The organism is Streptomyces sp. NPDC004065, from assembly GCF_044903565.1.
Classification (GTDB): domain Bacteria; phylum Actinomycetota; class Actinomycetes; order Streptomycetales; family Streptomycetaceae; genus Streptomyces.
The window spans coordinates 1-14,296 of the sequence record NZ_JBJDQT010000051.1; the positions used below are offsets into that span (position 1 = coordinate 1).

Here is a 14,296-nt window from a genome sequence, read left to right on the forward strand (position 1 = left end):
CTGCACTTCTACAACACTGGCCGCCGACACACTGCGCTCGGCGGCCAGCCACCGATCACCCGACTGTCACCAAAGTCATGACCGGGTACAGCTAGTCGTAGTGCCGGGCCTCGATGACGTTGCCGTCCGGGTCGCGGAAGTAGAAGCTGCGCCGGGCCGCGCCCCGGGCGCCGAAGGAGTCGTAGGAGAAGTCGGACACGGGCACGGTGTGCTCGCGCAGACGGGCGTGCAGGGCGTCGAACGCGGCGTCCGGCAGGGACAGGCAGACATGGTTCACCGGGTGACCCGCGCTGTCCGCGGCACCGGGGAGCATGTTCATGCGGGCGACCATGGGCGGCGGGGCGAGGTCGAGGATGGTCTCCTCGTTGAGACGTACGGAGGGGAAGGACACCTCGCCCGCGACGAACTCGGCGAGTCTGAGCGGCTCGAGGCCGACGATCCGCTCGTAGAAGCCGGCCGCGGCGACCGGGTCGCGCACCCACAGGACGACATGGTCGAGACATGGCGTGTTGTCCGTCATGCACCCAGGCTGGTGCCGTGCCGCACCGGCCGCAAGGGTTTGGCCGGGTGCGGGGCCCGCCAGAGATGAGGGGAGAGCGACAGACGGGAGGCAGGCACGTGCTGGTGGTGTCCGAAGAGGTCCGGGAGGCGCTCGCCGCGCGCCGTCCGGTGGTGGCCCTGGAGTCCACGATCATCGCCCATGGGCTGCCGCGCCCGCGCAATCTCCAGGTGGCGCTGGAACTGGAGGACACGGTCCGCCGGGAGGGCGCCATGCCCGCGACGATCGCGGTGCTGGACGGGCGTCCGCACGTCGGACTGGACAAGCAGCAGCTCGAACGGGTGGCGAACGAGGACGGCATCCGCAAGCTCGGCCACCGCGACCTCCCGCTCGCCGTGGCCGCCGGGGCCAGTGGGGCGACGACGGTGTCGGCGACCGCGCTGCTGGCCGCCCTGGCGGGCATCCGCGTGTTCGCCACGGGCGGGCTGGGCGGAGTGCACCGGGAGTGGACGGTGACGCAGGACGAGTCCGCGGATCTCGGGCTGCTGGCCCGCACCCGGATCACCGTGGTGTGCGCCGGTGTGAAGTCGATCCTGGACGTGCCAGCGACGCTGCAGCGGCTGGAGACGCTGGGAGTCGCGGTGGCCGGCTACGGCACCGACCGCTTCCCCGGCTTCTACCTGTCGGACTCGGGGCACCCCGTCGACTGGACGCTGCGCACCCCCGAGGAGGTCGCCGAGGTGATGCGGGCGCAGAACGTGCTGCGCACGCCCGATTCGGCGCTGATCGTCGCCAACCCCGTCCCCGAGGAGGAGCAGCTCGATCCGGAGCTGCACGCGCGCGTGCTCACCGACGCGCTGCGCGCCTGCGCGGAGCGGGGCGTCACGGGTCAGGCGGTCACCCCGTTCCTGCTCGACCACCTGGTGCGGCACACCGACGGCGCCTCACTGCGGGCCAACCTGGCCGCCGTGCGCGGCAACGTACGGCTGGCGGCGCGGATCGCGGGCGCCTGGACACGGAGGTGACCGCGGACCCGCGGCGGACCCGGGAAGTGCCAGGGCGCCGGAAAGCCGCAGCCGGCGGCGGAGGCGCCGGCTCCAAAGTCCCCGCCCCGGAGAGCCGTGGCGCGGGGCGCGGGGCCGGCCGTCCGGGCGGCGGCGCGCTGCTGGTGGTCGGCGACGTGGTGACCGACGTGGTCGCACGGCACCGCGGGCCGCTCGCGCCGGGCACCGACACACCCGCCGCGATCCGGACGGTGCCGGGCGGCGCGGGCGCCAACGTGGCCTGCTGGGCAGCCCACGAAGGCTGTCCCGAGGTGCGGCTGCTCGGGCGGGTGGGCGCGGACACGGCGGCCTGGCACGAGCGGGAACTGGTCGCCGCCGGGGTGCGGCCCCGGCTGGTGGTCGACCGGGAGGCGCCGACCGGAACGGTGGTCTGCCTGGTCGACGCGGGGTCGGCCGCCGAGCGCACCTTTCTGACCGACAGCGGGGCGTCCCTGCGTCTGGGCCCCGAGGACTGGTCCGCGGAGCTGCTCGACGGGGTGGCCAGGCTGCATCTGTCGGGCTACCTGCTGTTCTCGCAGCCGAGCCGGGCCCTGGTGACCGCCGCCGTGGCGGCGGCTCGCGCGCGGGACGTGCCGGTGAGCCTGGACCCGGCCTCGGCCGGATTCCTCCTGTCGCTGGGCGTGGACCGGTTCCTGTCCCTCGTGGACGGGGTGGACGTGCTTCTGCCCAGCCGTGACGAGGCCGGCCTGCTGACCGGGCTGCCCGATCCCGCGGACGCGGCGGCCGCGCTGAGCCGGCGGATCCCCCTGGTGGTGGTCAAACTGGGCGCGCGGGGAGCGCTGGTGGCCCGCTCCGGCGCGGTGTGCGCCCGGGTGCCGGCCCTGCCCGTGGCGCCCCGGGACACCACGGGCGCCGGTGACGCCTTCACGGGCGCCTTCCTCGCCACGCTGCTCACCGGGGCCGGCCCGGAGGACGCCGCGGCCCGGGGCTGCCGGGCGGGTGCCCTGGCGGTGGCGCGGGTGGGCGGGAGACCTCCTGTGCCGGTGCCCTGACCTGCCGCTCACCGGCGGACTCCTACGCCTTGATGCCCCAGGCGGAGATCATCGGCGCGGTGGCCAGGTCCATGCTGCCGGAGGCCACGTGGGCGAGGTGGCGGTCGATCTCCTCGTCGGTGGCCAGGCCCGCGGTGACGAGCAGGCCCCGCACCTGGCGGACCGTCGCGGATTCCAGGGCGGCGCAGGCGGCGGACGCGACCGGAAAGTAGGCCTCGGCCTCCACCTGACGCAGCCCGGCCTCGCGCAGCAGGCGGGGCAGCGTGCGCCCGTACGACAGGTCGGCCCCACGGTCGGCGAGCAGCCGGCGGAAGCCCCTGCGCAAGCGGTTGGCCAGTGCTTCGGCCGGGCCGTGCTCGTCCGGGCACGGCAGGGGCTGCAGCGCGGGGTCGGCGTCCTCGAGCAGGATCCGCCCGCCCGGGCGCAGCGACTCGATCATCGAGCGCAGCGCCCTCTCCCGGTCGGGCACGTGGACCAGGACGAGCCGGGCGTGCACCAGGTCGAAGTCCTCGCCCGGCGGCTCCTCGGCGCCCACGTCGTGGACCCGCACCTCCACGTTGGGGCGGGCGGCCGCGGCGACCAGGGAGGTGTCGATGTCGGTGGCGACGACCCGTCCCTCGGGGCCGACCCGTCGGGCGAGCCAGTCGACGACGGACGTGCCGCCCGCGCCGACCTCCCAGCACCGTCCGCCGGGTGCGACGCCCAGCGCGTCGAGGTGGCGGAACGTCGTCGGGTCGAAAAGGGCGGCGAAGGCGTCGAAGCGTTCGCCCGCCTCCGTCTGCCGGTTGTCGAGCAGATATCCGTCGCTGTCGGTCATGACGCGATGATCCAACGTTCCCCGGTCCACAGGCGGGAACCAAGCGGAATGCCCCGTTTCCACAGGCCCACCCGCGGCTCCGGCCGTGCTGGCAGACTGGCCCGCCAGAGCGCAGAGCGCGCCCGGCGAGGAGATCCACGCAAGGAGATCCAGATGTCCATGGCAGGGAATCTGCGGAAGGTCGCGGCCCTCGACAAGGTCGGCGGCCTGCGCAGGGTGGCGCGGCTGGCACGACGGCGCGGCCGTGTCGACCTGAGTCATCCCGCCCGGTCCCCGCTGGGCTCCTCGGTGGTGAACTGCGTGACCTATCAGGACGGCGCCCGGCTGCCGGACCCCGGCGACGTGGTGGCGGCCGTGCGGCGGGTGCGCGGCAGCGGCGACGGTTTCGTCTGGCTGGGGCTGCACGAGCCGACCGACGCCGAGTTCGCCGGCATCGCCGAGTTGTTCGACCTGCACCCGCTGGCGGTCGAGGACGCGGTCGAGGCCCACCAGCGCCCCAAGCTGGAGCGGTACGGGGAGACACTGTTCGCGGTCTTCAAGACGGTCTGCTACGTCGAGCACGAGACGCTGACCGCGACGAGCGAGGTGGTGGACAGCGGCGAGATCATGGTGTTCGTCGGCCGGGACTTCGTCATCACGGTGCGGCACGGGCGGCACGGCTCGCTCGGCCCGCTGCGCGAGGAGCTGGAGGCCGACCCGGGGCAGCTCGCCAAGGGGCCGGCGGTGGTGCTGCACGCGATCGCGGACCATGTGGTCGACGAGTATCTGACGGTGACCGACGCGGTGCAGGCGGACATCGACCAGGTGGAGACCGAGGTTTTCGCGGAGAACGGCGCACGGACCGACCCGGGGCGGATCTACCAGCTCAAGCGTGAGCTGCTGGAGCTGAAGCGGGCCGTGGTGCCGCTCGCCCGGCCGGTGGAGGACCTGGCGACCCGCCCGATCCGGGTGGTCGACCCGGAGATACAGGCCTACTTCCGTGACGTCCTCGACCACCTGATACGGGCCAAGGAGCAGATCGCCGCGTTCGACGAACTGCTCAACTCGATCCTGCAGGCCCACCTGGCCCGGGTGACGGTGACGCAGAACGAGGACATGCGCAAGATCACGGCCTGGGCCGCGGTGATCGCCGTGCCGACGATGGTGTGCGGGGTGTACGGCATGAACTTCACGGACATGCCGGAGCTGCACTGGCGGTTCGGCTATCCCCTGGTGATCGGTGTCATATCCGCCGCCTGCCTCGTGCTGTACCGCGGTTTCCGGCGCAACGGCTGGCTGTGACGCCGGCCGCCGGTGGCCCGGTCCGCGGGTCCCGTTACGGGAAGGCGGCGGAACCGCGGGACGCCGGTGGTCCGAGGTGGCCGGACGGCCGGCGGGACGGGCGGGCGGCGGGACGGGCGGGCGTCTCCGGCCCTCAGCCGCGCCAGGCCGGGTGGCGTGGGTCGTCCGCGCGTACGAGGACGTCGGCCGTGCCGGCCGGGTCGGTCTCGGCCTCGTAGCGCTCGAAGGCGGGCAGGGTCCAGTGATCGGGCTGCGGCGTACGGCGGCGCAGGGCGCCCGGGGAGAGGAGGACGTGGACGGTCAGGTCGAAAGGGAACCAGTGGCGCAGGATGAGGGGGCCGTGCAGCAACAGCAGGCCACCGGGAGGGAGGGTGACGTAGGAGCTGCGCGTGGCGCGGTCGGTGACCGGGTCCCACAGGTCGGGCAGGACGCGGCCGTCTCCGCCGGGTTCCAGCGGTTCGAAGACCTCGCGCCACAGGGCGCCGGTGTCGAGCCAGCCGTTGTAGTAGGACTCCGGGTCCCGGTGGCCGTGTTCCAGCCGGAGTGAGGCCGGGCGCAGGAACCCCTCGGCGTCCACCGCCAGTGAGGGGCGGCCGAGCAGGCGCAGCGCCTGGGAGACGCGGCCGGCCAGTTCGCCCGGGCGCGCGGCGGGGGCGCCGTCGAAGGCGATGCGCGGCCAGGGGCTGCCGTCACCGGGCTTCAGGTCGAGCAGGCGCTCGGCGAGCAGGTCGCCGAGCCGTTCCCAGGTGATCGCTTCGAATCGCACACGGCCCATGATGCGCCAGGGGCGGGCCGCGGTGTCCCGCGAGCTGTGACCGGGCACGGTGCGCTCGCCGGCCCTCCGCGCGGACGCGCTGTCCACACCGTGCGCCCCCCGCCCGCCGCGCAGAAAGCGCTGTCCACCCACCCTGCGCGCACGGACCGGCGGACGTATCGTGGCCGGAAGAGTGCCGCCCGATGTCGCACGGCCTGTCGCACGCGCACGCGAGGGGGACGGCCATGGCCGATCCCAAGGGTTTCCTGACCACACCCCGCCAGGAGTGGCCGCGCAGGCCCGTCGAGGAACGGGTCCGGGACTGGAACGAGGTGTACGTCCCGGGCGGGCTGCTGCCGATCATCAGCAAGCAGGCGGACCGCTGCATGGACTGCGGTGTCCCGTTCTGCCACCAGGCCTGCCCGCTGGGCAATCTCATCCCGGAGTGGAACGACCTGGTCTCCCGGGAGGACTGGCGGGCGGCGAGCGACCGTCTGCACGCGACGAACAACTTCCCGGAGTTCACCGGGCGGTTGTGCCCGGCGCCGTGCGAGGCGGGGTGCGTGCTGGCGATCAACCAGCCGGCCGTCACCATCAAGAACGTCGAGTGCGCCATCGCCGACCGGGCCTGGGAGGAGGGGTTCGTCCCGCCGCGCGTGCCGGACCGGCTGTCCGGGCGGACCGTCGCCGTGGTCGGGTCGGGGCCGACCGGACTGGCCGCGGCCCAGCAGCTGACGCGCGCGGGACACACGGTCGCGGTGTACGAGAAGGACGACCGGCTCGGCGGGCTGATGCGGTACGGCATTCCCTCGTTCAAGATGGAGAAGCACCATCTGGAGCGGCGGCTGGAGCAGATGCTGGCCGAGGGGACCAAGTTCCGCACGTCCACGACGGTCGGACGGGATGTGTCGGCCGGGGAGCTGCGGACGCGCTACGACGCGGTGGTGATCGCCACCGGGGCCACGGCGTGGCGGGAACTTCCGGTGCCGGGGCGGGAGTTGGCCGGGATACACCAGGCGATGGAGTATCTGCCGCTGGCCAACCGGGTGTGCGAGGGCGACCTGGCGGTGTCGCCCTTGTCGGCGGCGGGCCGGCACGTGGTGATCGTGGGCGGCGGCGACACGGGGGCGGACTGCCTCGGCACGGCGGTGCGGGAGGGCGCCGCCTCGGTGACCCAGTTGGACATCTACACGCAGCCGGGTACGGAGCGGGACGAGGACGTGGAGCCGTGGCCGACGTATCCGAAGATCTACCGGCTGTCGCCCGCTCACCAGGAGGCCGGGGAGTTGCGGACGGCGCCGGAGGCGGACGCCGACGCGCGGTTGTTCGCGGCCTCCACACTCCGCTTCACCGGCGACGCGGACGGGCATGTGCGGGCGCTGGATCTCGTGGAGGTGGACGCGCAGCGGCGCCCGCTGCCCGGGACCGGGCGGACGCTCCCGGCGGACCTGGTGCTGCTGGCGCTGGGCTTCTCGGGTCCGGACCGGGCGGACGGGCTCGTCGATCAGCTGGGGGTGGAGCTGGCGTCGCGCGGCACGATCGTGCGCGACGCGGACTTCGCGACGAACGTGCCCGGGGTGTTCGTGGCGGGGGACGCGGCCCGCGGCCAGTCGCTGATCGTGTGGGCGATCGCGGAGGGGCGGGCGGTGGCGGCGGCCGTCGACCGTTTCCTGACGGGGAGTTCGCGTCTTCCGGCGCCGATAGGGCCGTACGACCGGCCGATGACCGTGTAGCCGGTGCGGCGGTGAGCGCCGCGTCGGCGGACGGGCCGTGCCTCCGGTGAGGTGGCGCGACCACCGCGCGGCCACCGCGGCCACCGCGGCCACCGCGGCCGGCCGCCACTCCGGTCCGTCAGGGCGCCGGACTGCCGGCCCACCGGCCCACCGGCCCGCCGCCTCCCCACTCTCCCGGCTCTCGACCCGCCGCCCTCCGGCCCGCCGGGTCCGGGCCGCCCGTACGGCCGACGGGCCGGACCCGGCGGCCGACAGACGACGCGCGACGGTCGGCAGCCGTCCGGCGACGGTGCGGGGACGGTGCATGACGGTGCGGTGAGGGCTGGTGGCGTGCGGTAACAACTGGTAACGGTGCGACGGGCGGGCCCGGGCGCCGGCCGGTGCGGGTGTCAGGGCTTGCGTGCCACCGCCCCGTAGCCGGGGATGACCCCGTCGTCCTGTCCCGGTACCGGGTCGCCGAGTTCGGGGTGCCACCGGTGGACGACCTCGACCCCGGGCTCGACGAGCTCCAGGCCGTCGAAGAAGCGGGTGAACTCCTCGCGGGAGCGCAGGGCGAGGGTGACACCGGCCGCCCTCAGCTTCTCCGTGGCCGCCGCCGAGTCCTCCGGGGTGAAGTCGGCGGTGGCGTGGGTCATCATCAGGTAGCTGCCGGACGGGAGTTCGGCGAGCAGCCGGTCGACGAGCCGGTGCGCTCCGTCCTCGTCGGAGACGAAGTGCAGCAGGGCGACCAGGGACAGGGCGATCGGCCGGTCGAAGTCCAGTATCGCGCGGGCCTTTTCGATGATGGCGGCCGGATCGCGCACGTCCGCCTGGAGGTACTCCGTCACGCCCTCGGGCGTGCTGCGCAGGAGCGCGGCGGCGTGCGCGAGGACGATGGGGTCGTTGTCGCAGTAGACGACGCGCGCCTCCGGTGCGATCTGCTGGGCGACCTGGTGGAGGTTGGGTTCGGTGGGGATGCCGGTGCCGATGTCCAGGAACTGCCGGACGCCCTCCTTGGCGAGCCAGCGGGTGGCGCGGTGCATGAAGGCGCGGTTGACCCGGGCCATCACCGGCACACGGGGCTCGAGGGCCAGCATCTGGCGGCCCATGGCCTCGTCGACGGGGTAGTTGTCCTTGCCGCCGAGGTACCAGTCGTACATCCGCGCGGGATGGGGCTTGCTGGTGTCGATCCCGGCGGGTCCGGCGGCGTCGGGCCCGGTCGTGCCGGTCGTCCCGGTCATGAGGCACTCCGTAAGCGTGTGGTGCAACGAATGATCAAGTCAGTACCAAGATAAGGAGATCGAGCTGAGAAAAGGCGGTGCGTTCAGGCCAGAAGGAAGTCGGCCTCCCCCGCCTTGGCGCCTTCGATGAAGGCGGTCATCTCGTCGGTGGTGTAGATGAGGGCGGGGCCGTCCGGGTCGGTCGACTGGCGTACCGCGATCCGGCCGTCGGCGAGTTTCATCGCCTCCAGGCAGTTGCCGCCGTTGCCTCCGCTCCAGGGTTTGTGCCAGCCCTCGCTGCCCAGGTCCCTGGCGGGCATGCCGTTGTAGATGCGCCGCTCGCCGCGGATCCGCGGCTTGGGCTGGGACGTGATGCGTTCCATTCACAGCTCCTTGCGGAGATCCCGGAGGATCTCCTTGGTGCGATGTGCCGTAGCGGCCTGTGCCGCCATGCGGTCCATGACCTCGAGGTGGGTGGCCACCTCGGCGCGGGCGTCGAGGTAGACGGCGCCGGTCAGGTACTCGCTGTAGACCATGTCCGGGAGTTCGGGCACGGCGAACCGGAAGAGCACGAAGGGCCCGTAGGTGCCCGGGTGCGGCCCCGCCTCGAACGGGGCGACCTGCAGGGTCACATGGGGCAGCTTCGTGGCCTCGAGCAACTTGTCGATCTGAGCGCGCATCACCTCCGGGCCGCCGACGGGGCGGCTGAGCGCGGTCTCGTCCATCACGGCCCAGAACCTGGGCGCGTCGGGGCGGGTGAGGAGTTCCTGGCGCCGCATGCGCAGTGCGACGTGCCGCTCGATGTCCTCGGGGCTGGTCTGGCCGATGGCCCCCGATCTGAGCACGGCGCGGGCGTAGTCCTCGGTCTGCAGGAGCCCGGGCACGAAGTGGGGCTCGTACGAGCGGATCAGCGAGGCGGCGCCCTCGAGGCTGACGTACATCGAGAACCAGCCCGGCAGGATGTCGTGGAACCGCTGCCACCAGCCCGGGCGGTTGGCCTCCTCGGCCAGTTCGACGAAGTCCTCGGCCTCCTCGTCGGACACGCCGTACGCCTTCAGCAGGAGCTGGAGGTACGGGATCTTGAGGGCGACCTCGGCCATCTCCATACGGCGGACCGTGGCGGGGGCGACGCGCAGGATCCGGGCGGCCTCCTCGCGTTTGAGTCCCGCGCTCTCGCGCAGGTCGAGAAGGCGCCGGCCGAGCACGACCTGCCCGACGGTCGGCGCCGACCGCGGCTCGCTCACCCTCCACCTCCCATGCCCCGAAAGCCTGTTCCGCGGTGTCCTGACGGACCGCGCGCGGACCGCGCACGAACTGCGCACGCACTGCGCACGCACTGCGCACGCACTGCGCACGCACTGCGGACGAACCCCGCACGAACTGCGCGGACCGCGCGAAAAGCACGGGTTCCCGCACAGCCCTGCGGCGCCATTCGAAGACGCTTTCGAAGACCCGACGGGCCTTCACCGGTCTCAACTGGCGCCGCGCGACGTGCTGTTGCGAGCAGTGTGCCACGGCCCTTCACGGCGTCATACAGCACTCTGCATTTTTCATAGTGGCACTTGCCAAGTGTTCACGGCGCGGCGATAGTGGCAAGCGTGATTCCGTCCCCGCCCTTAGGAACAGACGCCGCCGTGGGCCTGGCCGGCCCCGGTGCGACCACGGGAGCGGGCCCTCACGGGGCCGTTGCCGAGCGCCGGTTCCGCTTCGAACTTGCCGCGCACCCGGGTTCCCCCGCACAGGCCAGACGCCTGACCCGGGCCCGGCTGACCGGCTGGTCGGTGTGCGAGGACACCTGTGACACGGCGGCCCTGGTCGTGTCCGAGCTGGTCACCAACGCGATCGTGCACACCGCGAGCAGCCAGATCGTCTGCGAGGTGCACGACGGCGACGACCTGGTGCGCATAGCCGTGCGTGACGAGGGCTGCGCCCCCGACGAGCCGCACCCGTCCCCGCGCCGGCCGGAGGAGGAGCACGGGAGGGGGCTGCTCCTCGTCGACGCCCTGTGCCGGGCGTGGGGCGCCCAGGAGCAGGGCGCCGGACTGGTCGTGTGGGCGGAGCTGGAACGCGGGGCCGCGGCCCCTCTCCGCTCCGACGCCGCCCGCGACGGCCGCACCGCCCACGCGGACGTGCAAGAGGCCCTCACCGGCCACGCGGACGCACACGAGGCCCTCACCGGCCGCGACGAGGCACACTTGGCCCGCACCGCCCACGCGGGCCCGCACGAGGCCCTCCACGCGGACGCGCACGAGGTGCGCACCGGCCGCGACGGCGCGCACCACGCCCGCGCCGACCTGGGCTGGGGCGCCCGCCCCAAGCCCGGCCCGGTCCGCACCCCGGGCGACGACGAGCGGCAGGCGCGGCGCGCCGCCGTGCCCGAGCAGTCACACCGAACGGGGGCCGCATGGCTGTGAGCGGCGCCTCCGGTTCCGTCCGGGCGCTCAGTTTCGACACACTCGTACGCCTGGGGCGCGATCTGGCCGCCCCCGGCAGAACCGGCGGCCCCGGCCCGTCCGGCGCTGGTGCCCCTCCCCGCCGGCTGTCCGTCCCGGACGGCATGACCGCACCGCTGGGCTACGACGCCGTGGCGGTGCCCGCCCGCTTCGGCCCGTTGCTGATGCCGAGGCTGCCGCGGGTGGGGTGCGTCTACGCCGACGAGGCGCACTGGTGGTGGATCGTCCCCTCGGACTCCGACTACGCCCTGAGATGGCCCGCCCCCGCCCACTACGCCACCGGCGCGGCCCTGCCCGACGCCTCGCCCGAGCCGCTGCCCGCTCTCATCCACCGCCCGGACGGCACGGTCCCCTACACCCCGCCGATCCCGCTGTACCTGGCGGTGTGCCGGGTCACCGGGACGACCCCGGCGTGGTCCCGCACCCTGAACGCCTGACCGCGGAACCACCCGCGCACCCGCCCCCGCACCGCCATCCCCCTCCTCCTGCCCCTCCGCCTCCGCCTACGCCCCGTCCCCCTGCCCGGCCCGAGCAACCCGGCACCCCCGTCCCGCCGCCCCGCCGGATCCACCCGCGCACCCGCCCCTGCACCTCCGTCCCCCCGTGTCCCTCCCCCGTGCTGCCTGGCGCCGCGCGCCCGCGTGCTTCGCCCGCCGGGGCCGTGCGCCCTGCCCCACGGCGGCCCGTCCCGCGATAGTGGGGCGTTCGTCGGGCGATCGGGGGAGGCCGCCGGTGGGAGCGAGGCGCGAGCAGGGCAGCGGGACGGCCGGGCCCGAGGTGTCGGAGTCGGAGCGGCTGCTCTTCGGTGGCCCGCTGCGCTACGACACCGGCTGGAGCCAGCACCGCGAGGCCTTCCTGGAACTGAACTTCCGGGGCATGGTGCGGCGGCTGCCCGGGCTGCTGGCCTCCAGTTTCCGGCTCGCCCGGCAGGCCGACCGGCGGGCCACCCGCACGGTGCTGAGCGCCGAGGCGGTCCGGGGTCTGGCGCAGGCGGTGAGCCTGCTCGCGGTGAACAGCGTGCTGGGCCGCCTGATCGCCGGGGGCGCGCTGCAGGACCGGCTGCGCGGCGCGGTTCCCGCGCTGGTCACCATGGCGGCGATGACGCTGCTCGGCGCGCTGCTGCGGGCGGCGTCGACGTATGCGACCGGGCGGCTCGAGCCCAAGGTGGAGCGGGTGGCCACGGAGCTGTACCTGGAGCGTGCGGCGTCGGTGGAGCTGGCCGCGATCGAGGACCACGCGTTCCACAAGCTGCTGGACACCGCGCAGTACGGCGCCGCCTCCGCCCGTCGGATGATCATGTACGGCACGCGCGTCGTGAACGCGATGATCTCGCTGGCCGCGGCGGCGGGCGTGCTGACCGTGCTGCACCCGGTGCTGCTGCCGCTGCTGGCGACCATGACCCTGCCCAGTGCCTGGAGCGCCCTGACGAACGCGCGCCGCCGTTACGAGTCCTTCCACACCTGGGTGCAGCACGCCCGCGCGGGACACCTGCTCAGCGAGCTGCTCACCGAGCCGCAGGCCGCCCCGGAGATCCGGGTGCACGGGGTGGGCCCGTTCCTGCTGCACCACTTCCGGGCGATGTCGGAGACCGCGGAGGCCGAGCAGGCGCGGCTGGCCCGGCTGGCCGCGCGCACCGGGCTGTGGGCGGCGGCCTGGACGGGACTGGCGACCGTCGCGACGTACGCGACGCTCGGCGCGCTGCTGCTGGCCGGGGCGATGGCGCTGTCCGTGGCGGGCACGGCGGTGATCGCGATCCGCACCGGCTCCGCGAGCCTGGACACCCTGGTCCTGGAGGTCAACCAGCTGCACGAGGAGGCCCTCTTCGTGGGCGATCTGCAGCGCCTGTACGAGGAGGCGGCGAAGCGGGCCATTCCGGTGGGCGGCGGGCCGCTGCCGGAGGACCCGCGCGAGATCCGCTTCGAGAACGTCACGTTCGGCTATCCGGGCGAGGCGGCGCGCCCGGCCCTCGACGACGTGACCCTGAGCATTCCGCTCGGCCGGATCGTCGCGCTGGTCGGCGAGAACGGCTCGGGCAAGACGACCCTGGTCAAGCTGCTGGCCGGGCTGTACCGGCCGGACCGGGGGCGTGTCCTGTGGGACGGCGTGGACGCGGCGTCGGCCGACCGGGGGGAGCTGGCGGAGCGCATCGCGATGGTGGCGCAGGACTTCAAGCGCTGGCCGTTCACGGCGCGGGTCAACGTGGCGGTGGGCCGCTCCTCGGTGCCGCTGACCGAGGAGCGGCTGGCCTCGGCGGTCGCCGACGCGGGCGCGCAGGAGGTGGTCGCGGATCTGCCGCGGGGCCTGGACACCCTGCTGGCGCGCCACTTCAGCGGTGGGCACGAGCTGTCCGGGGGGCAGTGGCAGCGGCTCGGCATCGCGCGGGCCGCCTACCGGCGCGGTCGCATCCTGATCGTGGACGAGCCGACCGCGGCGCTGGACGCGCGGGCCGAGCTGGAGGTGTTCGAACGAATCAGGCGGCTGGCCGCCGGCGGCCAGACGGTGGTGCTGATCACGCACCGGCTGGCGTCCGTGCGCCACGCCGACCTGGTGCACGTCCTGGACCAGGGACGGCTGGTGGAATCGGGCCCGCCGGACGAGCTGCTGGCCGCCGGCGGCCTCTACGCGGAGCTGTACGCGCTGCAGGCGGCGCAGTTCGCGCCGGCGGTGCGGGATCCGGCCGCGCCGGCGGATTCGGCCGCGACGGATTCGGCCGCGCCGGGCGCCGGTACGCCCGCGGCGGGCGCGCAGGCGGCAGGCGCACGGGGGCCGAGGTGACTCCGGTCTGCGCGTCTCCGGCCGGCCTGCAGGCGGCCGACGCGCCTCCGGCCGGGATCTCCCGGACCGGCGTGGCTCAGACCCGCGTGGCTCAGACCCGCGTCGCCCGGACCGGTGTGCCCGGGCCGGGAAGGGCCGGGGCAGATGTACCCCGGCCGGGAGGGGCCGGGGCAGACGTACGCGGGTTGGAGATCACCAGGACGGGCGCGTCCGAGCCGGAGATCACCGGCTCGGACGCGCTCGGGGCAGGCGTGCCCGGGACGGGAGTGCCCAGGGCAGACGCACGCGGGTCCGGTGCGGCGGGGTCGAGCGTTCCGGCCTCGAACGTGCCGGGCTCGGATGCGGGCTGACGGCAGCGGCCGGCTGACGGCACCGGCGGGCTGACCGCGCCGGACGGGCGGCGATCCGGGCAACCCCCGCACGCGGCCCGGTCGCGCCTCCGCGCCTCGTAGCACGCGCGGGGAGGGACGGCCCGGCGCGCACCGGGCACGCCCGCGTCACGCAGTGGCGTCACCGCCGCTCTCGCCGCCGCGGACGATCACCAGGAACGTATCCGTCGCGAGGTCCATCACGACCTCTGCGGGCAGGCCCTCCAGACGCCGCGCATGCGCGAACTCCTCCGCCGGCCACGACCCGCGCGGACCGCCGGCGGGAAAGCGCTCGAGCACCGTTCGCCCGTTCACCCTGCACCTCCATGTAGCTGTACTCAGAGAAATAAACGCCAAGCAC

General features: G+C 74.1%; 13 protein-coding genes and 1 pseudogene. 7 read left to right on the forward strand and 7 right to left on the reverse strand.

Going from position 1 to position 14,296, the window contains the following annotated elements; translation table 11 throughout:
* Positions 1-91: 91 nt before the first annotated feature.
* Positions 92-520, reverse strand: coding sequence for a VOC family protein (locus ACI2LW_RS32830; RefSeq protein WP_404734919.1), 429 nt, complete (start codon positions 518-520; stop codon positions 92-94).
* Between the two features lie 98 nt (positions 521-618).
* Here ACI2LW_RS32830 and ACI2LW_RS32835 point away from each other — a divergent pair, with 98 nt between their 5' ends.
* The gene (locus tag ACI2LW_RS32835) at positions 619-1,524 is read left to right on the forward strand and encodes a pseudouridine-5'-phosphate glycosidase (RefSeq protein ID WP_404734920.1); all 906 of its coding nucleotides are present in this window, start codon (positions 619-621) and stop codon (positions 1,522-1,524) included.
* A gap of 137 nt (positions 1,525-1,661) precedes the next feature.
* Positions 1,662-2,555 carry a carbohydrate kinase family protein gene (locus tag ACI2LW_RS32840; protein ID WP_404734943.1) on the forward strand — a complete coding sequence of 298 codons (894 nt, stop codon included), beginning with the start codon at positions 1,662-1,664 and terminating at the stop codon, positions 2,553-2,555.
* A 22-nt stretch (positions 2,556-2,577) separates the two neighbouring features.
* On the opposite strand, the gene ACI2LW_RS32845 is transcribed toward ACI2LW_RS32840, so the two are convergent.
* On the reverse strand, positions 2,578-3,372 hold the full coding sequence (locus tag ACI2LW_RS32845; protein WP_404734921.1) for a methyltransferase domain-containing protein: 795 nt from the start codon (positions 3,370-3,372) through the stop codon (positions 2,578-2,580).
* A gap of 153 nt (positions 3,373-3,525) precedes the next feature.
* Between ACI2LW_RS32845 and ACI2LW_RS32850 the strand changes: the two genes are divergently transcribed.
* Positions 3,526-4,653, forward strand: a complete 1,128-nt coding sequence (locus tag ACI2LW_RS32850) for a magnesium and cobalt transport protein CorA (RefSeq protein WP_404734922.1) — start codon at positions 3,526-3,528, stop codon at positions 4,651-4,653.
* Positions 4,654-4,786: 133 nt separating this feature from the next.
* On the opposite strand, the gene ACI2LW_RS32855 is transcribed toward ACI2LW_RS32850, so the two are convergent.
* Positions 4,787-5,428: a uridine kinase gene (locus ACI2LW_RS32855; RefSeq protein WP_404734944.1), complete on the reverse strand. Its 642-nt coding sequence runs from the start codon at positions 5,426-5,428 to the stop codon at positions 4,787-4,789.
* Positions 5,429-5,652: 224 nt separating this feature from the next.
* Between ACI2LW_RS32855 and ACI2LW_RS32860 the strand changes: the two genes are divergently transcribed.
* Complete coding sequence (locus ACI2LW_RS32860; RefSeq protein ID WP_404734923.1) at positions 5,653-7,140, forward strand: glutamate synthase subunit beta; 1,488 nt, start codon at positions 5,653-5,655, stop codon at positions 7,138-7,140.
* A 389-nt stretch (positions 7,141-7,529) separates the two neighbouring features.
* Here ACI2LW_RS32860 and ACI2LW_RS32865 read toward each other — a convergent pair whose 3' ends face one another.
* The 3 genes from ACI2LW_RS32865 to ACI2LW_RS32875 all read right to left on the reverse strand — a co-directional run bounded on the left by ACI2LW_RS32865 (position 7,530) and on the right by ACI2LW_RS32875 (position 9,583).
* Positions 7,530-8,360, reverse strand: a complete 831-nt coding sequence (locus ACI2LW_RS32865) for an SAM-dependent methyltransferase (RefSeq protein ID WP_404734924.1) — start codon at positions 8,358-8,360, stop codon at positions 7,530-7,532.
* An 83-nt stretch (positions 8,361-8,443) separates the two neighbouring features.
* Positions 8,444-8,722: a DUF397 domain-containing protein gene (locus tag ACI2LW_RS32870; protein WP_404734925.1), complete on the reverse strand. Its 279-nt coding sequence runs from the start codon at positions 8,720-8,722 to the stop codon at positions 8,444-8,446.
* Positions 8,723-9,583, reverse strand: a complete 861-nt coding sequence (locus ACI2LW_RS32875) for a helix-turn-helix transcriptional regulator (RefSeq protein ID WP_404734926.1) — start codon at positions 9,581-9,583, stop codon at positions 8,723-8,725.
* Positions 9,584-9,901: 318 nt separating this feature from the next.
* On the opposite strand from ACI2LW_RS32875, the pseudogene ACI2LW_RS32880 reads away from it, so the two are divergent.
* The 3 genes and pseudogenes from ACI2LW_RS32880 to ACI2LW_RS32890 form a co-directional block, all read left to right on the forward strand.
* A pseudogene (locus ACI2LW_RS32880) lies at positions 9,902-10,435 on the forward strand (ATP-binding protein); the annotation flags it as partial.
* 308 nt (positions 10,436-10,743) lie between these two features.
* Positions 10,744-11,229, forward strand: coding sequence for a hypothetical protein (locus tag ACI2LW_RS32885; protein ID WP_404734927.1), 486 nt, complete (start codon positions 10,744-10,746; stop codon positions 11,227-11,229).
* Between the two features lie 295 nt (positions 11,230-11,524).
* On the forward strand, positions 11,525-13,567 hold the full coding sequence (locus ACI2LW_RS32890; protein ID WP_404734928.1) for an ABC transporter ATP-binding protein: 2,043 nt from the start codon (positions 11,525-11,527) through the stop codon (positions 13,565-13,567).
* 497 nt (positions 13,568-14,064) lie between these two features.
* On the opposite strand, the gene ACI2LW_RS32895 is transcribed toward ACI2LW_RS32890, so the two are convergent.
* Positions 14,065-14,250, reverse strand: a complete 186-nt coding sequence (locus ACI2LW_RS32895; protein ID WP_404734929.1) for a hypothetical protein — start codon at positions 14,248-14,250, stop codon at positions 14,065-14,067.
* Positions 14,251-14,296 lie beyond the last annotated feature (46 nt).